The sequence below is a fragment of the Providencia sp. PROV189 genome, assembly GCF_028480065.1.
GTDB lineage: Bacteria > Pseudomonadota > Gammaproteobacteria > Enterobacterales > Enterobacteriaceae > Providencia > Providencia stuartii.
Window position 1 is genome coordinate 96870 of record NZ_JAMPOG010000008.1, and the last position, 24967, is coordinate 121836.

Genomic DNA, 24967 nt, shown 5'->3' on the forward strand with positions numbered 1-24967 from the left:
GAAAATTCAATCATCTTATTTATCAACTAATCCTCTCATTTAGTAAACAAATCAAACTTGGTATGGTTTTTTCCTGTAATATAAGAAAAGAAATTCGCTTTTTCGTAGATAGACAGGAACAATTATGGAAGTACTACGCGAAATCGTGCTGGCGCTTTGGCATCATGATTTCCTTAAACTCTCCAATCCAGAAGTGCTTTGGGTTATTTACACAGTTCTCTTTGTAGTCATTGTGCTAGAAAATGGGGTACTCCCCGCCGCTTTTTTACCTGGTGATACCTTATTGATCCTTTCGGGAGCCTTAATTGCAAAAGGAGTGCTGCACTTTATTCCGACCATTTTGCTACTAACAACAGCGGCAAGCTTGGGGTGTTGGCTCGGTTTTCTTCAAGGAAGGTGGTTGAGTGAAACAAAAATCGTTAAGCGTTGGCTCTCACAGATCCCGCATGAATATCATGATAAAGCCAACCATATGTTTCATAAACAAGGCCTTTACGCCTTACTCATCGGTCGTTTTTTAGCCTTTGTCCGCACACTATTGCCGGTATTAGCTGGGCTGTCTGAGCTAAGCCATCGACGTTTTCAACTCTTCAATTGGTTAAGTGGCTTACTTTGGGTAGGCATTATCGTGACATTAGGATATGCACTGAACCAAATTCCTTTTGTGAAGCAACATGAACAAATCGTCATTAGCGTATTAATGATCTTACCTGTACTTTTGCTCATCGGTGGGCTTATCGGCTCCATCATGATGTATTGGAAGCATCGCAAGTCTATCAATAATAAATCGAAATAATAAAAACCGCCTCATCATTGAGGCGGCATTAGACTTAGTTACGATGGCTGATTTTAATGCGCTGTTAAGGCCGCAAATAAGTATTGACCAATTTCAGGGGTCATCCACGTACCTTGTGAAATAACAGGGTTTTCGCGATAAATTTGACGAATTTTTTCCTGTAATTCAGGGTCTCCCCCAGTAAATTGATTAAACATGTTTAACCATGTTTTAGCCAATGATTGCACTTCTGGTGATTCAGGCGATACACCTGATTGCTGCGCTCTGTATAAGCCCGCAATCAATTCAGGCCATACTTTACCTGATTCAAAGTAGTGTTCACGCACAAATGCAAACTGTGAATCCGTTAAATAAGACTTAAAAATCGCAAGCTGGTGCTCGCTAAACCCTTTCGCCACATATTCAATCATTTCCTCAGTAATACCTGAAGACAATGCAAATTCATTATCCGACAAATGAATTTTATTCAATCTAGCGAAAAAGTCAGGGTTCCCACCAGTATCACGCTCTAAAGCGATCATCCACTCCGCTGACACTTTGCGCGCTTGTTCAGAGTCAGGTGTAACACCTTCTTGCATAAGGTTTTTAACGGTTTCTACGCGTTGCTGCCACTCTTGGCTTTTTAACGTATTCGCCGTATATAATGGCATTTTTTCTAATTCTTTCGGTGTAAAATACTTGTCGTACATAGACATCATCTCCAATATGGAAAACCAATCAGCCTGAGTGAGAATATCGCCAGCTTGCATTTGTAATTGAAGCTGCTCTAACCGATAGCGTAGTTTGGCTATCTGTTTCATCTGTTCAGAAAGCGCGCTAATACGCTCCTGTAACAATTGCGCCATATTCCCACTATGGCCATCTAAGATCTTACCGATGTCTTTGAGTTTAACGCCCACTTGTCTGAGCATTTGAATTTGAGTTAAACGCTCGAGACACTCTACGTTATAGAGTCGATAACCCGCATCGGTTCTCGCAGTTGGAACGAGTAATCCTATCTCTTCATAATGATGAAGTGTGCGAATGGTTAGCCCTGTTTTTTGTGCAATCTCACCCACTTGAAATAGCATATCGAACCTCCTGTGATTGATGTGCAGGTTAGTGCCTCACGTTACGTGAGAGTCAACCGTTTCTGACAATAATTTTATCTTTTTTTCTCTTTCTAGATCATCTTTATCTTCACAAACACACTGATTATAATTTTCGCGGAATAACCCACACTGAATAATAATGGTGAAATTAATGAGTATGAAAGCAATATGTATAGGATTGCTTTTACTCCCTTCTTTAGGGTTAGCAAATTCCCTAAACACCGGAGAGCCGAGTACGCCTGGGTATGAGAAAGCCGAGGAAGCTAAAGCGTGTATTGACCAATATGCTTTTGATATCGCAAGACAATATGACCAACCTGCCAGCCAAATAGCCGAAGCGGCTCTTGGTTACTGTGATCAAAAGATAGAGTCATTTCGCCAATACAACCGAGAAATGAGTGTTGCCAACATTCCACAAAGTAACCTCCGAGAGCTTTCTTTGCGGGGAGCCGCGCTCTATGCTGCCGACCAGCAATTCCATGATCTCAAACTTTCGTGGATAAAAGATATTGAATACAAAATATTAAAACACAGAGAAGCAACACAATAGCATTTTCTTAAAATAAAAAAGCCCTGCCACTTAAGATTAAGGACAGGGCTTTAAACTTATCTTATTGCATTATTTAATTAGAGCATGCATCTCTTGCACTGAAATCACTTTTTCCGTTGGATCAGCGCTTAATGACATTGTGGTCGCAAAGCCGCCATTCAACGTCGTATCATAGTGTACTTTATATTGTAATGCGCTACGGCGTATTAACTTAGAATCCTCAATCGCTTGACGACCAGCCGTAGTGTTCACAATATAATCGTATTCACCATTTTTGATCCTATCTTGGATATGAGGACGACCTTCATGCACTTTGTTGACCAAACGAGGGTTGATCCCAGCTTCACCTAAGACGATAGCCGTACCATGGGTCGCATCCAATTCAAAACCATGCTTAAGCAATTTAGCCGCCAAATCAACGACACGAGTTTTATCCCCTTCGCGCACAGACAACAATGCACGACCGGATTTTTTCATTGTCGAGTTACTGCCTAACATTGCTTTCGCGAAAGCCTCCGCAAATGTACGGCCAACGCCCATCACTTCCCCTGTTGAGCGCATCTCTGGCCCCAAAATTGGGTCAACACCTTGGAATTTATTAAACGGTAGCACCACTTCTTTTACAGAATAATAAGGAGGAATAATCTCTTTCGTCATCCCTTGTTCTGTCAATGATTGACCAACCATCACTCGCGCAGCAATTTTTGCCAGAGGCAGCCCAGTCGCTTTAGATACAAATGGAACAGTACGCGCTGCACGTGGGTTCACTTCGATAAGATAAACTTCGTTATCTTTTACGGCAAACTGGACGTTCATCAAGCCACGAACACGTAACTCAAATGCCAAGTTACGCACTTGCTCACGCATCACATCTTGAATTTCTTGGCTAAGTGTATAAGCAGGTAATGAGCATGCTGAATCACCTGAGTGCACCCCAGCTTGTTCAATATGCTCCATGATGCCGCCAATCAACACCATTTCACCATCACAGATTGCGTCAACGTCTACTTCAACTGCATCATCTAGGAAACGGTCGAGTAGTACTGGTGCATCGTTAGAAACACTCACGGCAGTTTGGAAATAGCGACGTAGATCAGATTCGTCATAAACGATTTCCATCGCACGTCCTCCTAAAACATAGGATGGACGTACCACCAGCGGATAACCGATGCCTGACGCTTTTTCAACCGCCTGCTCAATCGTCACTACAGTCGCATTTTGTGGTTGCTTCAGGTTCAAGCGATTAACCGCTTGTTGGAAACGTTCACGGTCTTCTGCACGGTCAATGGCATCTGGGCTAGTACCGATGACGGGTACACCAGCTGCTTCTAGGGCACGAGCCAGTTTTAATGGCGTCTGCCCGCCATATTGAACAATAACCCCTTTTGGCTGCTCAATACGTACAATTTCAAGTACATCTTCTAAGGTAACTGGCTCAAAATAGAGGCGGTCTGAGGTGTCATAGTCTGTTGAAACCGTCTCAGGGTTACAGTTAACCATGATGGTTTCATACCCATCTTCACGTAGTGCCAACGAAGCATGAACACAGCAATAGTCAAATTCAATACCTTGACCTATACGGTTTGGACCACCACCTAATACCATAACTTTAGGCTTATCGAAATTAGGGTTAGACTCACACTCATCTTCATAGGTGGAGTACATATAAGCGGTATCTGTTGCAAACTCAGCCGCACAGGTATCAACACGCTTATAAACAGGGTGTAAGCCATAACCTTGACGCAGTTTACGTAGCTCAGCTTCAGAGACACCAACAAGTTTTGCTAAACGTGCATCAGCAAAACCTTTGCGTTTCAAAACGCTTAAAAACGTTTTGGTTAACCCATTAATGCCTAGCTCTGTAACTTGTTCTTCTAAGCGCACCAGCTCTTCGATTTGCACTAAAAACCAGCGGTCGATGTTAGTTAGGTTGAAAATACCGTCAACGGATAGTCCTGCACGGAAGGCATCGGCAATATACCAAATACGCTCTGCGCCCGCGTCTTTTAACTCGCGACGAATACGTGTTAGTGCTTCAGGATCATCTTGGCTAACTTTTGGATCAAAACCAGTCGCGCCAACTTCAAGGCCACGTAATGCTTTTTGCATTGACTCTTGGAAGGTGCGACCAATTGCCATCACCTCACCAACGGACTTCATTTGCGTTGTCAGGCGGTCATTCGTGCCCGCAAATTTTTCGAAATTGAAGCGAGGAATTTTTGTGACGACATAGTCAATGGAAGGTTCGAATGATGCAGGTGTACGACCACCTGTAATATCATTCATTAGCTCATCAAGTGTGTAGCCAACAGCAAGCTTAGCGGCAATTTTGGCAATTGGGAAACCAGTCGCTTTCGAAGCAAGTGCGGAAGAGCGCGATACACGAGGGTTCATCTCAATAACAATCAAACGTCCATTTTTGGGATTGACGGCAAATTGAACGTTAGAGCCTCCAGTTTCAACACCAATCTCACGCAATACCGCCATCGAGGCATCACGCATAATTTGATATTCTTTATCGGTCAGTGTCTGGGCTGGCGCAACGGTGATAGAGTCACCCGTATGGATCCCCATCGCATCAAAGTTTTCAATTGAACAAACAATAATGCAGTTATCATTTTTGTCGCGTACCACTTCCATTTCGTACTCTTTCCAGCCAATGAGCGACTCATCAATCAGTAGCTCATTGGTTGGTGAGAGGTCAAGGCCGCGCGTACAGATTTCTTCAAATTCTTCACGGTTATAAGCAATACCACCGCCAGTTCCCCCCATCGTAAATGAAGGACGGATAATACAAGGGAACCCAACATCTTCAGCTACCGCGTAGGCTTCTTCCATATTGTGTGCGATACCGGAGCGCGCTGTATCCAAGCCAATTTTTTTCATGGCTTTATCAAAACGTTGGCGGTCTTCGGCTTTATCAATCGCATCGGCGGTGGCACCAATCATTGTCACACCGAACTCAGCTAATACGCCTTTACGCTCAAGCTCCAGTGCACAGTTCAAAGCAGTTTGCCCACCCATGGTTGGCAGCACCGCATCTGGACGCTCTTTTTCGATGATTTTACGCACCACTTCCCAATGAATTGGCTCAATATACGTTGCATCAGCCATTTCAGGGTCAGTCATGATGGTTGCTGGGTTAGAGTTGACTAAAATAACGCGATAGCCTTCTTCACGCAGTGCTTTACACGCTTGCGCACCTGAATAGTCAAATTCACATGCTTGGCCGATAACAATCGGGCCAGCCCCTAGAATCAGAATACTTTTTATATCTGTACGTTTTGGCATTTTTCTGCTCCCGATTATTTTGCGTTATGACGAGGTTGGTTCTGGCGATATTCATGGATAAGTTCGATGAAGTGATCGAACAATTTCGCCGCATCGTGAGGGCCAGAACTTGCTTCAGGGTGCCCTTGGAAACTAAACGCTGGCTTATCCGTACGGTGAATACCTTGCAGAGTGCCATCAAACAATGACTTATGTGTCACACGTAATGTGTCGGGTAATGTTGACTCATCGACAGCAAAACCATGGTTTTGTGCTGTGATCATGACAACATTTTGATCTAAATCTTTAACTGGATGGTTTGCACCATGGTGACCAAACTTCATTTTCATCGTACTTGCGCCGCTTGCTAACGCCAGTAGCTGGTGCCCTAGGCAGATACCAAAAACAGGAATTTCTGTTTTTAAGAAATCTTGAATTGCTTTGATAGCATAGTCACAAGGGGCAGGGTCGCCAGGCCCGTTAGAAAGGAAAATACCATCTGGATCCATCGCCAATACGGTTTCTGCTGGTGTTGTTGCAGGAACGACAGTCAAACGGCACCCACGATCCACTAGCATACGTAAAATATTACGCTTAGCCCCAAAGTCATAAGCGACTACATGTAACGGTAGCTCATCTTCACTTTTCGCACTCAGTTGACCATCAGCCAAAGTCCAAGAGCCTTGAGTCCAACTGTATGCTTCTTTCGTGCACACTTCTTTCGCCAAATCTAAGCCGTTTAGGCCAGAGAATGCGCGAGCTTTTTCCAGCGCCAACGCTGCATCTGGTGCATCACCGGCAATGATACAGCCGTTCTGAGCCCCTTTTTCTCTTAATAAACGCGTTAATTTACGTGTATCAATATCGGCGATAGCAACGACATTATGACGTTTCAGGTATTCTGATAGGCCTTCCTGACCGCGAAAGTTACTATAAACCAGTGGTAGGTCACGAATAATCAAACCTTGAGCATGAACATTTGGGGATTCTTCGTCATCAGCATTAGTGCCGACATTACCAATATGGGGATAGGTGAGAGTAACAATTTGGCGGGAATAGGAAGGGTCGGTAATTATTTCTTGATATCCGGTCATTGACGTATTGAAAACGACTTCTCCAACAGCGGCCCCTTCAGCACCAATGGCGCGCCCGTGGAATTCGGTTCCGTCTTCGAGAACCAGTATAGCTGACTTAATCAAAACACCCTCCAGGGAATAATAAATCACAATTAGTGCATATTAATTCAGATTTGAGGATCTAAATCAATGCCAAAATGCGTTTTTAAGCAAATTTTTGGCAAATTGCGCGCATTCTAATGATGAGATGAGGTCTTGTCTAGGAAAAAACGCATTTATTTCATTTTTTTGTTACTTTTTTAGTGATCAGCCCGATTTTTAGTGCGATGGCTAGCAAAACTAACACCAATAGTACCTAAGTAAACGGTTGCAAACTGAATTAAGTGAATATCTTATGGTAAAGCAGGAAGAGCATCGAAGAAAGTCTATTTTTTAAGCAGAAGGACTTAGAAAAAACAACTAAACATCAAAAAACAAAGGTAATTTATAAAACATATAACAATAGATGCAAATCACAAAAAATACGTAAATAACATCATGATTTGCATCAATAATATTAAAACATAAATCTATAAATTCTCTAAATCGAGAACATCTTTCATATTATATAAGCCTGCATTTTGAGCAACTACCCATGCAGATGCTTTAATTGCCCCATTAGCAAAGGTCATTCGACTGGAAGCCTTGTGAGTTATCTCTACACGCTCACCAATATCGGCAAACATTGCAGTGTGCTCACCAACAATGTCACCCGCTCGTACAGTCGCAAAACCAATTGTGCCAGCTTCGCGCTCTCCGGTATGGCCTTCACGCGCATATACTGCACACTCTTTAAGATCTTTACCTAGTGCATGAGCAATCGACTCACCCATAGCCAGTGCCGTACCTGAAGGGGCATCGACTTTATGGCGATGGTGAGCCTCGATGATCTCAATATCCGTGTAATCTCCCATCACTTTCGCCGCTTTTTCCAGCAATTTCAGCACTAAGTTAACGCCAACACTGAAATTTGCTGCAAACACAATAGGGATCGATTTAGCGGCTTCGGCGATGGCTTGTTTGCCTTGATCGTCAAAACCGGTTGTACCAATTACCATCGCCTTATGGTTAGCGCGGCAAAAAGCTAAATAATTCAACGTACCTTCGGGACGCGTGAAATCAATCACGACATCAAAATCATCAACAACTTTATCCAATGTATCAACGACAGCAATACCCAGTTTGCCGACTCCCGCAAGCTCACCCGCGTCCGTTCCAACTAATGATGAACCGACGCGCTCAATTGCCGCCCCTAACCGGATACCCTCTTGATTTTGTGTTGCCTGAATAAGCTGACGCCCCATGCGCCCTCCTGCACCAACAATTGCAACACGTACCATTGAATTTGCCATTTGCTATCCTTTTTGTCCGTTTTGCGGTGAATGTGAGGCCCAATACCACTTCACTCGCCACCACAACATCGTCATGTGAAAAATCATTGTGATATAGCTTAGCGAGCCTCTTGAGACTCTGCTAGCTCTAATCTTGAATTATTAACAAAAGCGTATAATGGCTAGAAATTATCAGAAAAAGTTGTGGGAAAAATAGGAATAGCCACAGAAGGGGGTCCTCTGTGGCTGGCGTGTGAGATAAGTCAGCTAATCATTAGAAATTAATTGAACGACGACTAATCGGCCGCCTTCTTCTGTCGATAACACAAACTGCAAGCCATCAGTCAATGCAATCTTATCGCCAATAGGTATCTGTCTTTTTTCTGGTAATACCATCAAGCCATCAATACGTTCATTCACTAGCCACCATTGGTTATTGTGGAAAATAAAATAACCAACACGTTTCTTTTGCTCATCCGTTGTTCGCTCATTAGGCGCAATAAGTCGATTAACATGCCAAGCATAAAGTGATTGCCCACTCCATACCATCAACCGGTGGTCATCTGGTCGATAATTTCCCGCTTTACGTGAAGAGTATAGGTTTAAGATCGGTAATTTACCTGAGTATGCAGTGCCACAATAAGGGCAAACAGGGTGCATTTTCCCAGAAAAAACATACCATTGCTGCTCACAATCATGGTTTTGACACGGTTGAATGAGATCGACAGTTTTTACTAGTGCCGTTTCCCACTCATCCGCAGTAGGCCTGAGAGAGGGTTCGTGCAGACCAGTAATAAACGCTTTTTCAAATAACGGCGTTAAATAAGGCCCCATCACGGTATAAGGGATTTTTTCAGGATCAGCCCAAGGCAAAGATGAAGGTTTAACCTGATTCAATTTAACGGCATTACTTCTATCGGTAGGGTGTTCAATAAAAAGCGCTTTTTCCCCCATTAATAAGCTTTCATCATTCATCTCATCATCCATATCATGAATTTTACCGCCACGCAGTGGATGTCGATAAAATAAATACATATAGATCAGAACTGATAACGCATGCCTATCTGTAGTAATACTCGGTAAAATACGATTTGGGTCGGATTTGGCTAAATGAGCCGTTTTGACCACTTCCGGTGCAATAAAATCTGGCGTACCGACCACATCGGGGGGATATTTTCCAGGAACCACTAACCCATCAATATCAATCACGCACGCATGCCCCTGTTCAGGGTCGATTAGCACGTTTTTATAGCTTAGATCACTGTGACACAGACCCGCAGCGTGCATTCGGCGAACGGCTCTTGCCAACAAAAGACACACTTTCAAGTAATTCAGCATATTGCCGCGTTCACGCGGATCTAAGAATTTATTTTGATTATTTGCGCTGGCAAACCACTTTCCTTCTTTTTCACGGCCTTTAATCGCTAGGAAGTCATTATTCTTAGAGCCATATTTAAAGAAAAAATGGGATTGATAAGTTGGAACAACAATACCAACCTTACCTTCATGCTTCACAATATCGGTTGGCCAACAAAACAAACCCTTCCAGTATTCACCACCAATTTGCTCAAAAATATTTTTTCTGTATTGCCCTGTGATCATATCAATACGTTCAAGCGCTTGCGCATTTTGGGGCGTTTTATAAAATGCGACGACATAGGATCTGTCTGGCGAAAAATAGACATCCTTCATTGAGCCTGAACCAATAATTTCGTCAACGTATTGAACGGTTTTCCCATCCTGAGTTGTACAGGTAATAATATTTGCCATAAAAACCACCAAATTTATATTTCAGAACGGTTACCAAGCAACAATGATGGTGCGATCATCATGATTACCTGCTGAGAAAAAATTTAACCATTCGGCAAGCTTTTTATCAGCCTCTACTGGGCTTTCTAAACAAGGCGTTATTTGCTCAAGAAGATCATCCCATCGCTGTGGATCTTTCAGGCCGTTATCGGTTTCAAAAATAGGATCAGAAACCCCATCAGTCATCAGGATCAGGTGAGTGATTTCAGGCCATTTACCAATCCCGATCCGCCGATTAAAGTCGTTATCATTGATTTCACTCTCATCGAGGAAACGGGTTTGCCCTGCGTACTCCCCACTGTCGGGTACACCAAGAAGACGTACTTTACCTGCTGGACCATAAACAGCAATTGCCCCATCCCCCATCCAAAACGAAGCCGCGAATAACTCATCGCCAACACGCATTGAAGCCGTCGCCAGTAGCGTCGTTGAGAATGATTTAATCGGTTGATCAACTTGAATAGCTTCATTTTTAATATTATTGATCGTCAATTGTGCTGCGTTATGGAACAACTTAGCAAAGTAGGCACCGATATATTTGGTTGATTCCGCATCCCATGACGTCAGCGCTCCCATAAATTGTGCTCTTTCTTCATCGCTAGCACTCGATAACCGCCCGTTAAGGTACTCACCGAATGTATTGACCGCAATACGTGAGCCTTCACGTGAGTTTTTTGCACTGCCTGCGCCATCAGCAACAATCATTAAGCTCCAACCACTTTTATCATCATGGTGAATATAAAAATCATCATCACGAAATGATCCAGCGTGTTCATGAGAGCGACCACGGCGGCTTGCTGCTGCAATACGCAATGGGCCTTCTGAAATAATTTGATGGTCAATATGCTTTTTAGGGTAAGGGCTATCTGCTGGTGGCTCATTAATTTGCCATAGACTACGAGGATCAGGATTGATAATAAAAATCCCCTCTGTGGTACAAGGCTCTCGGCCTTCACTTGACCAAACTACCGACATCTTAATGTTGCCACTTTGTGTTGGTACGCCTGATAACATTGATGTTTCAGCATCAAAGGTAACGCCAATCTCATCTGAAAAATCGACACGCTCAACGGTTGCCGTTTCACCATTACTCAATAACACTTGGACTTGAGAATTAAAGGCAAGCCCAACTCGCCCATTTGCGATCACAATGCTCGCAGTAGGAGGCAGAGAAACGGGTTCTTTCGTGATATTCGCATTGCCTGCTGCGGGGATCTGCCCCGGTTTAAGCACGGGCTCTTTTTCCAAAGATACAGGCTCGGTGACCTGCTGTGACTGGCTTTGCAAATAAGGCAATAATAGAGTCAGTTGTGAATCACTGAATTGGCACTCATTCAACCTATCAGCGAACTGTGCCTGCTCTTTAATATCTGCACATTTTTCTTGGATTTGCTCAAGAATCTTAAAAATGGCTTCAGCTATCTGTTTATCTTCATAAATTGCCACCAAAGCGCTTTCAGAAATAGGCATATTACGATTTCTAATTGCGTGCTCTAGCAGCAATTTAATCAATAGTGCATTTTGATCCATTACCCTTTTCCTCTAGTCACATCAAAATCAGACTGGTCATCACTATTGTTAAAAGAGATCCCCCTTTCACACCAAGGACAGATGACAGATTCAGGGCCATTGACACAGAGTAATTTGCCACAGGCACAGACGGCGAAAGCGGTCGCATTACCACAATATGGGCAACCTGGCGTACCATTTAGCTCGCTAGTGTTCACTTGTGACATATTCGCGCTATCATCGCTCCACGCAAAATAACTTTCATCAATGGTGTAACACCCTGTAAGGTTAAAGTGACTGAGGTTCAATTTGAAGTTCAGGTTAGGTAGATGTGTTGGTGGACGTTCATATTTCATCAAATAAGGCCGTTTAGAACGGTTACAACGCCCGACAAAAGTGACGCAAGTATCATCATAACTTGCCGCAATTTCATCTTTAGCTAACCGCACCACTTGCTCTGTCTTATGCAATAGTGGTGGTGCTTCATCGCCCACACTGCGACTTTGGGAAACAACGGATGCCGTAATCCATTTGATAAATTTAGTAAAATCCCCTTCCTGAGCTTCCGTAAACAATAAAACGTTCTCCGTTAATTGCGATAATACGTTTAAGTCGGCAGAGGCGCCTAAGCCAATCGCAATTAAATTGACTTTAGAGGCATATTTTTCTTTCCAACGCTGAATTTCCGGTGCCACATTATCGGTAGGTCGCCCATCTGTCAGTAAATAGACCACAGGCTTCCAATCCCCTTTTCTTTCATAAGTGGTTTTTTGGACTTGAGTATCTATTTGATAGGATAATTCTTTCAGGGCGCTACCAAGACTGGTTCCACCCCCTATGGGCAATTGAGGTGGATAGAAGGAAACAACTTCCGTTAACGGCACAATTGTTTTAGCAATACCCGCAAAAGCGATAATGGAAATCCAAGCTGTTTCTAATGCATGAGGGTCTTTTCTGAGATCGTTGACGATCATCTGTAGACCATCATTCATTTTTTTTAGGTTTTCTCCCACCATGGATTCAGAACAGTCAAGCACGAAGAAAATAGGCAGTCTTCTCATCACTAAACCTTATTACAAGTAAATTCCTTTCAAGCTGTCCTGTTGTTCATCAAACAGTGGATAGCCCAATAAAAGCAAAGTTTCATAATGAAACTTTGCTTTATTCCTATAATACAAGTTGTATTTCAGGAGGTGGAGGAGGCAAGGTATCCTGATTACTATTAATACCTGCGCTGGAACTCCCTGAAGAGACACTCGCTGAAACCCATTTAAAGAAACCGGAAAAGGCATTCGAGTCGAGTGTTTCAAGTGCAACGACTTGAGAGGTTAGCTGTTTCAGGTGGTCATGTTTTGCTTTTGGCCCCACGGCACAAGCAATAATGGAACCAAAAGAACGCTTTTTGATTTCTTTAATGGCTTCGGTATAAGCATAGCTGTCTGACGGAGTACCATCTGTCATTAAAAAAACTAAAGGTCGCCAATCCCCTTTTTGTGTATCGTCAGTACGTCTAATATCCCTATCAACACATTGAATTAAGCATTCCAATGCAGCGCCAGTGAAGGTCCCTCCAGAGCTAGGCACGACAATATCGGTAAATTGAAAGTTTTCTAATGCGGTAAGAGGAATAAATTCACGTGCTTCGTTATCATAGGTGATGATCGCGATATGAACACTCTCTAATGCGTAAGGATCTTGCCTTAGTGCATTAAGCATAGCTTGGATCCCAACGTTTACGGCATGTATTGATTCACCTCGCATTGAGCCAGATGTATCAATCAAAAGATAAACGGGTAACCTTCTCATTTAGCAATAATCCTTCAAATAAGAGACGAATGAATCTGAGTCTGAAGGTTGACCTATCGCATTCAATTTCCAGCCAGAGTCTTCTCTGACCAACTCAGCAAAAAGCATAGAGCGCTGGTGATTAAATTCTGCACCACCAGATAAATCGAAACGCGCCATTTCAACATTTTTCGCATCGACTGCACGAATAAACGCATTTTGTACTTTGCCAAAATGTTGTTGTAACTGCTTACCGTTATAAATCTGCACAATGAAGACAATTTTGGCATATTTGTCATCGAGGGTGTTCAGTTTTACGATAATCTGTTCATCGTCACCATCACCAGCGCCTGTACGGTTGTCACCCGTCAACCAAATTTGCCCTGATTTATGTCTTAGGCTATTAAAGAAAATAATGTCGCCATCAACAAGAGATGCTTGACCGCCTTCCATTCTGCCTAAATCTGCAACCTTACCATTAGCGTCACATAAAAAAGCAATGACATCTAAGTCGTACTCTTCTTGTTTACCGAAAAGACTTCCTAGAAAACCTTTTTTTTCTTCTTTAATATCCCAACCCAGCCCAATGGTGACAGAGGAAAGATCATATTCACTTTTCTTTAAACTGACGCCTTGGCCTTTCTTTAAGCTAACTGACATAAATTAATCCTTTTTAAAGTACCACATTAACTTCTGGTGGCGGTGGTGGTGGTGGTAAATCATTGAGATCAGCAATATCTTTTTTACTCAAATCCACTTTCTGACTACCTACGGAGATACTTGCAGATACCCACTTAAAGAAAGACTTAATCGTCGTTGAATCCGCGGTATCTAACTGAAGAACAACCTCGGTGATCTCTTTTAACACTTTTGTTTGTGCTGATTGCCCCGCTGCACAAGCAATGACGAGCCCCGTTCTTGCTGCTTTAAATTTGTTTAATCCGGCCTTCCAATCATCAGTTGGTGCCCCATCCGTCATAATAAATACCAACGGACGCCAATCACCTTTTGACTCTACGGTTGTTCTTTGCACTTCATTTTCGATACAGTGAGCCACAACGGAGAGAGCGTCTCCCAATGCTGTCGTGCCACTCGCTTGTAAATCAGGTAAGGAAAAATTGATAAGGTCGGTTAATGGAACAATTTGTTGTGCCGTTGAGTTGAAGGTAATAATGGATACATGGGCTGTTTCGAGTGCATAAGGATCTTGTCTTAGTGTCGATAACAGCGTTTGCACACCATTTTTCACCGCTTCAATCGGCTCTCCGTGCATAGAACCAGAGGTATCAAGTAAAAGATAAACGGGCAATCGGCGCATGAATGAGTCCTATTCAAAATTATGTTTTTTATTTATACAATATCTTAATGCATCTCAACATGAATTCAATCAATATTGCACTTAGTACTCGTAGCAAGGCAATCAGAACAATCCCGTTAATAGTTGAAAATTAAGTAAAAAAATAGCCGACTAAAATTAGTCGGCTATTATTCGGATTAATCATAATTCAGTAAATCTCAATGAATGCTAATGATACGCCTCGACTATATTTCTCGCCCACATTAGGGAAAAGCATCATTAACAATGCGATAACTTAAAGCATAACGAATAGATACACTTAATAAGTTAGCTTTTTTTATTTTCTGCGGAGATTTTTTGAATAAGCTGCTCAATAAAATTATCAACCAGTAATTCAACGGCATCACTACGAGTTGATTTATTTAAACGTGATAGTCGGTCAATCTTTCTTAACGTAAGCATTTTTAATGACAATGAAACTGACTTCTTTTTGTCTTTATCTAATCTTACCCGACTAGTAATTTCTTGATGCATTCTTTCTTCATTAGCCACTAATGCTTCGCGCATGCGACGGATCGTTTTATTATCCAATTGCCCTCTTTCGGTCATTTGATAAGCACGATTCGATTTACTGTATTTTATCTCTGCGCCATAAGCTTCACGCAGCTCTTTCAATACGCGTGTCAACGTTGGCTCTGAGCATTCTAGCGAAGAGATTATTTTTGTCGTAGCAACTGGCTTCCCCGGACTTAAAAGCGCGGCTAATGTATAAACTCTGATTTGGCGAGTACTGAGTTGCATGATTGTTGTCACTTACTTGAATAAAATCGAAAATTAAGGATACAAAATAGATTTGATACTTATATATGATAATATCTTTAAATATTAATAACATATATTATATCAAAAGAAAACTCACCTATTGGCGATAACATGCGAAAATCCATGTATGATAACCATTTTCAACCCAACTAACGATTTTACTTAAAATAATGTCGATAACACAAGCCATACTTCCTATACTATCGAATTATTTAAAACGTCAATCATCAACTTCATCATTGTGTTGCATTTAAACGCGGTGAACCTATTTTGCCTTGCTCTTGTGCGATACCGTAGATTTTTGAACGAGCTAAAATACCGATTGCCCAACGCCGATGAGTCGCAGGCTCGCACATAGCGCCCTGAGATTTAAACACCGCTTGAGTTGAGTTCAAAATACGTAAAGCGTCCGAATGTTCTGACTGAGAGACCATCAGTGCTTGTTCTATTTTACTGATCTGCTTAGGATGGATCGCCGTTTTCCCCACTAAGCCATTAGCAATATCAAGCATCAACTCTTTTTCCATGATTTGATGGTCGTCGATATGCTCGCAAACTGGAGCCGTTAAAAAGAAATTACGGGAGCCAAAAACCGCAACGAGCATTTTGATCACATACCCCATCGGTCCATCATATAACGTAAAATGGCGATTACGTCGCAATGAAATCACATTCATTAAATCATTTCCACCAATTCGTAGCGCAATAATTCGCTCATGACAAGGGTGTACTAGTAAATGATTTGCAAGTTCAGTCATTTGTATTACATCAAAGACTTCTTCTGTTTCCAGTGTCGGCATCATGCACAAATGTGTATTTTCGATGATATTCCACCAGACCGGGAGTGATTCTTGGGTAAATTTTGGCAGTACAAAACCGTCAATTGCACTGAGATCAAGATGTTGCACTATCCATTCACCCATTTCCGTCTCTCTTGGGCGAATAAACACTAACGGCCACGCCTGATTACCCGTTTGTTTTTTAACTTCAGATAATTCAAGTAGTAAAGCTTGCAGGTTATTTAGCGCCAGAGGAATATCCGATTCACTCACCGAATCTTCTAAACAGATGATTAATGAACGTAGTCCTGCTATTTTGTGATTCAAAATAACATCAGCAATATCAGTACGTGTTGCTGGCATATAAAGCGTAGCACCTAGTTTCCAAGGTGAGAGTCTCTGCTCCATTACTTTACCTTCTTAATAATCGTTACTGCACGATATTGGCCGATGTCATTGCCAACCTCAGTGATAGTAATATTTTTCTGTTGTGCTAAATAAACCAACAAAGCGACATCAGGATCACTCATTTTGCGCACTAAAACATGATCGGGAACACGACGTAATACCGCACGAGTTGCCTCTGCAATCCCTGGTTTGATACGGTTAATATTGGTAATACTGTATTGCTCTGCCAACGTGTTGATTACCTGCTCGCTACGCTGTTTGAGCGATGCGCATAATGGGGAGTTTGGAGACGGTGTGGCAATTGAAGCCATCTCTAAAGCATCTCGTTGTTTGGCAACGGTATCGACAAGCAGGCGGCTGCACTCAAATTGGCTTAAATGATCACATTTAACACAGCCATGAAAGCCTGATTCAGTCCATATTGAGCGTGAAATTAACCCTGAAACAGGTGCTCCCATGATACCAAATGGGATCAACCAATCATCATGGCTCGCAGACAACCATGCACACCCACAAGGATCTGCTAGTACGACGAGTCTAGGCTGCGCAGGATAGCCCTCACGCCCCGTTAATGAGCGCACTAATTCACCGGTTATGGCCCCTTTTCCCGTCCAGCCATCAACAAACACAATACCTTCGGTGCCATGACGCTGCTCAATCCACTCTAATGCCGTGGTATCGATTCCTCTATCGCGAATAATACTGATACCATAGTGATAAGACTCTTTCCCCATCGCACGTAGTGTTTGTTGCAACATAACACCTAACGGCACACCTGCCCTCACAAGACTCGTCAGCACAATTGGGGTCTTATCGAACTGCTGAATTAGCGCTTTGGCTAGCATCACAACCTCGCTAGCTAAACGTGCCGCGCCTGAATCAAGGGCTTTCGCAAATAAATCAAGGTGCCACGGAGTCGGTTCAGGCTCTTGGCTTAGCATATCTGAATAGTGCTTTGCCCCTGACTGTATAAGTTGCTCTTTTAGCTCAACAGGTGTCATTTCGATGGTGACGGGCTGCAACAAAAAATGGACATCATCAGGCAAATAGCTACCAGAAAAAGGTTCAAAATCACGCATCGTCTAATCCCTCAAAAATCTTTGTATTAATTTGAGCAGCAAACTGACTCTGTTTTGGCATTCCAAACCAACTACACAGCTTCATAAAACGATGATCGCTTAAGCTATCACCTAAACCAATCACAGGAAAAACGCCTCGTTCACTTCTCAATTTATTAAGTAAATAAGTCACCGCATGCCCTTTTTCTATCGACTCAGGCAACCAAGCAATATTGTTACTGTTACGATGAATATAGAAACCTTTGGTTGAAAATAGCTGCTCAATTTCATCGCCAATGGCATACAGCTCATCTAATTTAGTGCTATCGCGGTGCTTCATAACCAAATAAATGGGCGTATTATCATATTCATAATTAATTCGTGCCCAAGCATCGATATTGCGTTCGGCCATTAACGCGGTGATCTTTTGCTGCATCTGGATCAGTTGTTCAGTGTAATTTTGCAGGCTCGCTAATATTTGTGTTCGCCACTGCCTATCTTCTTCACCCTGTGGATTTAAGATCACCGCCCCGTGTGTCGTAATGGCCCAAGAACGAAAGGGGATGGTGACACGGCGGATCTCTTCCGTTCCACGCGCTGTAACAGGGATCAGATCAGCATTTTCAATCATCCAATCCACTAGCATGGCTTGCTCTTGGGTCATAAAGCTACGTGGCTCTAGGTCTCTGTCTAAGGCGCCAACCTGAAAAGGCATTAAGTCTAGCTCATCAACCATTTTCCGCCGGGTCTGAAACAAAGTGTCATCTAAATCGGTAAAAATCACCGGCCTACTCATAACTTAATACCTCAACTATTGGGGCCACTTTATTCAGTGCTTCAAGTAGTACGGGGTCCACACTCTCCTTGGGTGTTTCGATGCACAGTATGATGCGTGAGAAATGTTGATGGGCAACGTTATAAACAAAATTAGGGATCCCCAAGCCGTAATTATCCTTAAAGGCAATAGCAGATTGAATTGCATAATTAACAGAAATTGGTGAACGCGTTGTGGAGCTATATTTTACCTCCGCACCTTGTTGCTCTAACCTCTCTGCTAACAAAAAGGGTTCCCAAACAAATTCCCCTGAGCCAAGCACCAATATTTTTTCGTCGGAAGAGGCTTGGATATGGCGGCCCAAATCTCCAGCCGGTGCTGCTATCCCCAACCTTCCCCAACTTTGCTTACCTGTAATTGGGAAATGACCTGTTCCTGTAATATTCACATTTGGCATGATGGGGACAGGCGCATCTTTATTTTGCTGCCACTGCCATTGCCCCTGCACTAACGATAGAGTACGTATCGGTAAGGGGCTACGCTCTTGTAAAGCGTCACCACTCCAATCGGTTAAGGTGACAGCTATCACCTGTTTAATCTCAGTCAAACCGCCAGCGTCACGTAAAGCACAAAGTAAATTAATAAAGGTATTTCCCGTGGTTGCCTCATCATCAACAAGGACAACGGTTTGCGCATGCAATACACGGCGTCTTAATTCAGGGTCATGGGGTAAATAAAGCAGATGATCCGTCGCATGGCTGTGATTTTCTTTGAACTCACACAATAACTCACCCCCTTCAACAGGATGACGCGTCGACGTCAAATAGACAGAATCTTTATAATGTTTTCTCGCCTCATCAAACACGCCAGCCCCTAACCCCACGGCGGTTTCTGCCATGCCTATAAATAAAACAGGCCCTTCAAGTGTTGACGGAAATTGTTGGCATAATTGCTGATATGTTTTACGCATCAATTTTGGCTGGACAGGAATATGCCTGCCCAACACTTTACTCACAAATAGAAAGGCACGTTTCGGGTTACGTCTCTCTGCGATTTCAAAGAGTTCATCTAGCGTGTCCAAAGAACAAGTGGGAATAACACTCAAAGTGCCAGTCGTCAGATTGCGGCGGTAAACTACAGGCTCAGTCGTACTCTTCATTATTAGTTTTTATCCGTACTGATTAAATTGGTTGTTATTGAACTATAACTGATTGAATTTGTGATAGGCCGTATAATCGAAGGTGTGAATTTTGCTTTTTCAGCAACGACTTCCTCTTGGCTAATTAAACCAAGCTGCCGCAAAGCAAAAATACCAGGTAGGTTGATACCACTATGTTGTGTGTAACCTATTCCACCAGAAGGACGCATATTGATTTCAAGCAAAACGGCGTTCCCCTGAGCATCATTGCGTGTTTGCACATTAACAATCCCATCGGCTTGCATCACTTGCGCGCAAGCACAGCCTAACTCATAAGCTTCCCCTGAGTTTTCTAAGTGCTGCAAAGAGCCTTCTTTACGGCGAGCAACCGCAGCAATAACACGACCTTGTTCGACAACCATATCTACCGAATATTCAGGCCCCGGCAAATAAGGCATTAAGACTAAAGGTTCAAAGCCGCCTGCCTGTTCCATCGCTTGCAAATAGAGGCGAGGGTTAACTCGACGACTCTCAGGGTGAGTAAATGCCGCCATAGCAGAAACGGAATCATCAAAACGCCAAAATCCCATACCATAAATCCCTTTAATAGGTTTCACACATAATGGCACATTTTTAAAAGGGTTATTCACGATAAATGCTTTTAATTCATCAATTGAGTCAATCTGAATAGAGGGGACAACGGGCAAACCGTGCTTTTCCATTGATTGTGCAAAAGCATATTTATCATCGGCTAACTGAAGTGCACTAACACTCATCGCCCCCGTTGTTAATTTAACGCCAAGAGACTCAATTTGCTGGCGGTGAGATTCAAACCATTCATTATTTCGGCCAGCTTGGATTGCCGATATTTTCTCTTTTTCAACCAGACGAGTGATAAATGCCAATCGCTCAGCACTATCTTCTGGCTCTAATCGTGCATAGTCGGCCTGAGATAAAATTTCATTTCGGGCATGACGATGAGAAGCAAATATCGTTATGTTTTTCAGTTGTTGTTGAGCAAACTCACGAGCACCTTGAATAAGGTCTCGCTGCGAAGACAAGCCTTCCATAAACCATATTTTACTGTTCATCAATCCCTACATCCATCCGAAGCACCCAATAATAAGATCGGCAATAATGCGATTTAAACCGCAACATGTCAATCATATTGTGATTTATTACCGTTAATAGTTTAGAACTACATATATTTACATTTAGTTCGGAAAAATCTCATTAATCAATATACTAAAAATGAATTAATCATTTATATTCAACATGTTAAAATAAAAAGAAATAATATTGAAAAAAATAGCGTTGCCCAACTACTTCATCATGATATGATTAACTTTATATTTGGGATTTTAGTTATGTAAAAACCACTATTTCATCGTAACTTTGAAGGAATTTTATTATGGTTTCATTGAGCAAAAATCAAACCATCTCCCTGAGCAAGCAAGCACCTGCGTTGAATCATCTGATGTTTGGTTTGGGCTGGGATCCGGTTCAGGTTAAGAAAAAAGGATTTTTAAGTGGGCTTTTTGGTGGCGGTAATTCAATCGATTTGGACGCTAGCTGCATTTTACTTGATGCACAAGGAAAGCAAATTGATGTAGTCTCTTTCCGCAAATTAAAATCAAGCTGCAACTCTGTCATTCATTCAGGCGATAACCTTACCGGTGAAGGTGATGGCGATGATGAAACCATTTTTGTAGAACTCAATAAACTGCCAGCCAATACCGAATACCTCGCATTCACAGTCAATAGCTTCCGTGGTCAAACCTTCAATGAAGTCGAAAACGCATTTTGCCGCGTTGTTGATCACGCTACTAAAAAGGAGCTGGCAAACTATAAATTAACGGAACAAGGCTCGCATACAGGGATCATTATTGCTTCTTTGCGTCGTAATAACGGTCAGTGGGATTTCACCGCTCACGGTTCGCCTTCTACAGGTCGCACTATTCAAGATATGCAATCTGACATCGTTAATGTGGTGGTACGCCCATGAATATGACTCCAGGTGCTAATGCTACCGTTCCTTCTCAAACCCTGACGATCCGTATTCAATCTGGCATGGCTGTTGATGCCTCGGCTTTCCGTTTATACGATACAGGTAAAGTTAAAAACGATGCGGATATGGTTTTTTATGGTCAAACAACGAATGATGATCAAACCATTAGCTTTCGTCCTGAAGGCAACAATAGCCTCTTTACCGTCGATTTAAATCGTTTACATCCTAGCGTGCAAAAAGTTGCATTTACAGCAACTTGTGACGGCAACCAAACCATTGCTGGCTTGCAGCGTCTTGCTATTCAAGTTGATGCTAATAATGAAGTTTTGTTAAACGGCACGGTGGAAACTAATGGACGCCAAGAAGCGGCATTAATTCTCGGTGAACTCTATCGCCGTAATGACAGTTGGAAGTTCCGCTTTATTGCTCAAGGGTTTAATGGTGGACTAAAACCTCTCGCTGAGCATTTTGGTGTTGATGTTGAAGATACACCGACACCCGCGCCGACACCCACTCCAGCACCAGCCTCAACACCAACACCGCCCCCTGCTCCGGCTTCCGTGAATCTGAGCAAAGTGTCTCTAACTAAAGAAAAACCTTCAATTAGCCTCGTTAAAAAAGACGATTTTGGGAAGATAAGGATCAACCTTGATTGGCACCGTGGTAGTAATACTGGGTCAACAGGCTTCTTAGGTGGCTTATTTGGTGGTGGAAATAAAGGAATTGACCTTGATTTAGGTGCATTTGTTGAGCTACAGAACCGTGAAAAAGGGGTTATCCAAGCGCTTGGAAACACTTTCGGCTTCTTTAATTCTCCACCGTTCGTCGAGTTACAAGGGGATGACCGCACTGGTGATGTTTCAGGTGGCGAATGGATATATATCAATGGTCGTGAGTGGAAAAATATCAAGCAAATACTGATTTACGCCTTTATTTACGAAGGTGTACCAAGCTGGGATAAAACGGACGGTGTGGTCACTATTCATGTACCAGATCAACCACCAATTGAAACACGTTTAACCGAAGGAAATAATGGTCGCGGCATGTGCGCTATCGCGCGACTCGTGAACGAGCAAGGCGCTATCAAAGTTGAGCGTATCAACCAGTTCTTTAAAGGTCATAAAGATATGGATAACGCCTTTGGCTGGGGGTTTCGCTGGACTGCCGGTTCTAAATAATCAAAAGGAAATTAGGGGATATACCATGAGTTTTTTCAATAAAGTTAAAGATGCATTGAATACAGGCCGAGCAGAGTTAACCAAACAAGTCGGTCGTTTTAAAAACAAAAAATTTATGCAAGGCACCGTGGCTGTTTGTGCTCGTATTGCTATTGCCAGCGATGGCGTTAGCTCTGAAGAGAAGCAGAAAATGCTTGGCTTCTTAAAAGCCTCTGATGAGTTAAAAGTTTTTGATACCACTGAAGTGATTGAGTTTTTTAATAAGCTCATTACAAGCTTTGATTTCGACTCAGAAATTGGCAAGGGTGAAACAATGAAATACATCCTTGCACTAAAAGATCAACCTGAAGCCGCTCAGTTAGCTATCCGCGTTGGTATTGCGGTCGCCAAAAGTGATGGTGATTTTGACAATGATGAGAAAGCCGCGGTACGTGATATTGCAACTGCATTAGGCTTTTCACCAGCAGACTTTGGTCTGTAATTTTAATTAAGGACCCCGTTTAGGAATTATTATGGTATCCACTCATATTGGCTTTCCGACTGAAACCGTAATTGTGTTTGTGGTATTAGCAATCGGAGCTATTTTTATCGATTTATTTATGCACCGTGCTGATAAACCGATCACATTAAAAAATGCAATTTTCTGGTCCATATTCTGGGTTGCCATTGCTATGGCATTTGCTGGATTCCTATATATCCATCATGGCTCGGAAGTTGCCAGCCTATTCGTAACAGGTTATGCGTTGGAAAAAGTCCTCTCGGTCGACAACTTGTTTGTCATGATGGCGATTTTCTCTTGGTTTGCCGTACCGGATCGCTTTCGCCACCGGGTTCTATACTGGGGGATTATCGGTGCCATTATTTTCCGTGGGATCTTCGTCGCCATCGGTACAGGACTTCTCAGCTTAGGACCATACGTTGAAATCATCTTTGCCCTTGTGGTTGCTTGGACAGCGGTAATGATGTTACGTAGCGGCGATGACAGTGATGAAATTGAGGATTATTCTCAGCACTTAGCCTATCGTTTAGTCAAACGTTTCTTCCCAATTTGGCCTAAAATAACGGGGCACGCATTCTTATTAACACAAAAAGAAGTTGATGCAGAGCTAGCCAAACCTGAAAACAAAGATGTGACAATCGGCCGCGGTAAAAAAGCAGCACTTTACGCAACCCCACTTATGTTATGTGTGGCTGTCGTTGAGTTATCTGATGTGATGTTTGCTTTTGACTCTGTACCCGCTATTATCGCGGTAAGCCGTGAGCCACTGATTGTTTACAGCGCAATGATGTTTGCAATATTAGGTTTGCGTACGCTTTATTTCGTTCTGGAAGCATTGAAGCAATATCTTGTCTACTTAGAAAAAGCCGTCATCGTTCTTCTGTTCTTTATTGCCGTTAAACTTGGCTTGAATGCAACAGATCATATTTGGCATCATGGCTTTAGTATCTCTGCTAGCACAAGCTTGTTTGTGGTACTTGGGGTACTTGCATTAGGCATTATCGCAAGCGTACTTTTTCCAGAAAAAGATAAATCTGAGGATGAAAAGCATAGCTAACATTCTTTCACAACATATTTTTGCATAAATTTTCAAGGAGTTATAACAATGAGCGTTTCTCTATCTAAAGGCGGCAATGTTTCGTTAAGCAAAGCAGCACCAACGATGAAAAACGTCCTAGTTGGACTTGGCTGGGATGCTCGTTCAACAGACGGTCAGGACTTTGACTTAGATGCTTCTGCGTTTTTATTAGCCGCTAACGGAAAAGTACGTGGTGATGCAGACTTTATTTTCTATAACAACCTAGCATCTGCCGACGGCTCAGTAACTCATACCGGTGATAACCGTACTGGTGAAGGCGATGGTGACGATGAAGCGCTGAAAATCAAATTAGACCTGATCCCAGCGGACATCGATAAAATCATCTTCGTTGTCACTATTCATGATGCACAAGCTCGTCGCCAAAGTTTCGGCCAAGTTTCTGGTGCATTTATCCGTTTAGTCAATGATGACAACCAAATTGAAGTCGCTCGTTATGACCTGACTGAAGACGCGTCAACGGAAACGGCAATGCTATTCGGTGAATTATACCGTCATAGCAATGAGTGGAAATTCCGTGCCGTCGGTCAAGGCTATGCAGGTGGCCTAGCCTCTGTATGCGCTCAATACGGCATCAATGCATCTTGATATCAGTAAAATCAGTGATAAGTATTGGTAGCGAAAAAACGCTACCAATTTTCAACAGCAAAGGA

The 24967-nt window shown here is 42.6% G+C and carries 23 protein-coding genes; 7 read left to right on the forward strand and 16 right to left on the reverse strand.

From position 1 onward, the window contains the following. Positions 1-124: 124 nt before the first annotated feature. Positions 125-796, forward strand: coding sequence for a DedA family protein (locus PR833_RS06270; RefSeq protein WP_004926866.1), 672 nt, complete (start codon positions 125-127; stop codon positions 794-796). Positions 797-849: 53 nt separating this feature from the next. Here the strand turns inward: PR833_RS06270 and PR833_RS06275 are convergent, their stop codons facing one another. Further along, positions 850-1866, reverse strand: a complete 1017-nt coding sequence (locus PR833_RS06275; RefSeq protein WP_014656795.1) for a MerR family transcriptional regulator — start codon at positions 1864-1866, stop codon at positions 850-852. 172 nt (positions 1867-2038) lie between these two features. Here PR833_RS06275 and PR833_RS06280 point away from each other — a divergent pair, with 172 nt between their 5' ends. Next, positions 2039-2437, forward strand: a complete 399-nt coding sequence (locus PR833_RS06280; RefSeq protein ID WP_141173048.1) for a hypothetical protein — start codon at positions 2039-2041, stop codon at positions 2435-2437. A gap of 69 nt (positions 2438-2506) precedes the next feature. On the opposite strand, the gene carB is transcribed toward PR833_RS06280, so the two are convergent. The 15 genes from carB to PR833_RS06355 form a co-directional block, all read right to left on the reverse strand. Next, positions 2507-5728: a carbamoyl-phosphate synthase large subunit gene (gene carB / locus PR833_RS06285; RefSeq protein WP_036941863.1), complete on the reverse strand. Its 3222-nt coding sequence runs from the start codon at positions 5726-5728 to the stop codon at positions 2507-2509. A 14-nt stretch (positions 5729-5742) separates the two neighbouring features. Then, a complete protein-coding gene (carA, locus tag PR833_RS06290) occupies positions 5743-6906 on the reverse strand; it encodes a glutamine-hydrolyzing carbamoyl-phosphate synthase small subunit (protein ID WP_014656798.1) in 1164 nt (387 codons plus the stop codon). 446 nt (positions 6907-7352) lie between these two features. Continuing rightward, complete coding sequence (dapB, locus tag PR833_RS06295) at positions 7353-8174, reverse strand: 4-hydroxy-tetrahydrodipicolinate reductase (protein ID WP_004926849.1); 822 nt, start codon at positions 8172-8174, stop codon at positions 7353-7355. 246 nt (positions 8175-8420) lie between these two features. Further along, positions 8421-9923: a helix-hairpin-helix domain-containing protein gene (locus PR833_RS06300; RefSeq protein WP_036941869.1), complete on the reverse strand. Its 1503-nt coding sequence runs from the start codon at positions 9921-9923 to the stop codon at positions 8421-8423. 30 nt (positions 9924-9953) lie between these two features. Beyond that, entirely contained in the window at positions 9954-11492 is a 1539-nt protein-coding gene (locus PR833_RS06305) for a PP2C family serine/threonine-protein phosphatase (RefSeq protein WP_272525972.1), read from the reverse strand. Next, a complete protein-coding gene (locus PR833_RS06310) occupies positions 11492-12532 on the reverse strand; it encodes a TerY-C metal binding domain-containing protein (protein WP_014656801.1) in 1041 nt (346 codons plus the stop codon). Before PR833_RS06310 ends, PR833_RS06305 begins: the two co-directional genes overlap by 1 nt. 106 nt (positions 12533-12638) lie before the next feature. Then, entirely contained in the window at positions 12639-13277 is a 639-nt protein-coding gene (locus PR833_RS06315) for a vWA domain-containing protein (protein WP_004926837.1), read from the reverse strand. Next, positions 13278-13916, reverse strand: a complete 639-nt coding sequence (locus PR833_RS06320; protein ID WP_004926835.1) for a TerD family protein — start codon at positions 13914-13916, stop codon at positions 13278-13280. 13 nt (positions 13917-13929) lie between these two features. Beyond that, positions 13930-14574: a vWA domain-containing protein gene (locus tag PR833_RS06325; RefSeq protein ID WP_272525973.1), complete on the reverse strand. Its 645-nt coding sequence runs from the start codon at positions 14572-14574 to the stop codon at positions 13930-13932. Positions 14575-14880: 306 nt separating this feature from the next. Continuing rightward, positions 14881-15354 carry a hypothetical protein gene (locus PR833_RS06330; RefSeq protein ID WP_004926830.1) on the reverse strand — a complete coding sequence of 158 codons (474 nt, stop codon included), beginning with the start codon at positions 15352-15354 and terminating at the stop codon, positions 14881-14883. Positions 15355-15611: 257 nt separating this feature from the next. Further along, positions 15612-16562, reverse strand: coding sequence for an HpcH/HpaI aldolase/citrate lyase family protein (locus PR833_RS06335; protein WP_004926828.1), 951 nt, complete (start codon positions 16560-16562; stop codon positions 15612-15614). Next, complete coding sequence (locus tag PR833_RS06340; RefSeq protein WP_036941878.1) at positions 16562-17641, reverse strand: cysteine protease StiP family protein; 1080 nt, start codon at positions 17639-17641, stop codon at positions 16562-16564. The genes PR833_RS06335 and PR833_RS06340 overlap by 1 nt, the downstream gene beginning before the upstream one ends. Further along, positions 17634-18416 carry a hypothetical protein gene (locus PR833_RS06345; RefSeq protein WP_004926821.1) on the reverse strand — a complete coding sequence of 261 codons (783 nt, stop codon included), beginning with the start codon at positions 18414-18416 and terminating at the stop codon, positions 17634-17636. Before PR833_RS06345 ends, PR833_RS06340 begins: the two co-directional genes overlap by 8 nt. Beyond that, a complete protein-coding gene (locus PR833_RS06350) occupies positions 18409-19554 on the reverse strand; it encodes a phosphoribosyltransferase domain-containing protein (protein WP_004926817.1) in 1146 nt (381 codons plus the stop codon). Before PR833_RS06350 ends, PR833_RS06345 begins: the two co-directional genes overlap by 8 nt. Before the next feature lie 2 nt (positions 19555-19556). Next, positions 19557-20624 (reverse strand): ATP-grasp domain-containing protein, encoded by a 1068-nt coding sequence (locus PR833_RS06355; RefSeq protein WP_272525974.1) that lies wholly within the window; start codon positions 20622-20624, stop codon positions 19557-19559. 320 nt (positions 20625-20944) lie between these two features. Between PR833_RS06355 and PR833_RS06360 the strand changes: the two genes are divergently transcribed. From PR833_RS06360 to terD, 5 genes are read left to right on the forward strand one after another with little or no spacing between them, the layout of a single operon-like run. Beyond that, the gene (locus PR833_RS06360; RefSeq protein ID WP_004926810.1) at positions 20945-21538 is read left to right on the forward strand and encodes a TerD family protein; all 594 of its coding nucleotides are present in this window, start codon (positions 20945-20947) and stop codon (positions 21536-21538) included. Continuing rightward, positions 21535-22719, forward strand: a complete 1185-nt coding sequence (locus PR833_RS06365) for a TerD family protein (RefSeq protein ID WP_004926807.1) — start codon at positions 21535-21537, stop codon at positions 22717-22719. The genes PR833_RS06360 and PR833_RS06365 overlap by 4 nt, the downstream gene beginning before the upstream one ends. A 25-nt stretch (positions 22720-22744) precedes the next feature. After that, on the forward strand, positions 22745-23200 hold the full coding sequence (locus tag PR833_RS06370; RefSeq protein WP_004926805.1) for a tellurite resistance TerB family protein: 456 nt from the start codon (positions 22745-22747) through the stop codon (positions 23198-23200). 31 nt (positions 23201-23231) lie between these two features. Then, positions 23232-24275: a TerC/Alx family metal homeostasis membrane protein gene (locus PR833_RS06375; protein WP_004926804.1), complete on the forward strand. Its 1044-nt coding sequence runs from the start codon at positions 23232-23234 to the stop codon at positions 24273-24275. 48 nt (positions 24276-24323) lie between these two features. Next, the gene (terD, locus tag PR833_RS06380; RefSeq protein ID WP_004926803.1) at positions 24324-24902 is read left to right on the forward strand and encodes a tellurium resistance membrane protein TerD; all 579 of its coding nucleotides are present in this window, start codon (positions 24324-24326) and stop codon (positions 24900-24902) included. Positions 24903-24967: the final 65 nt, after the last annotated feature.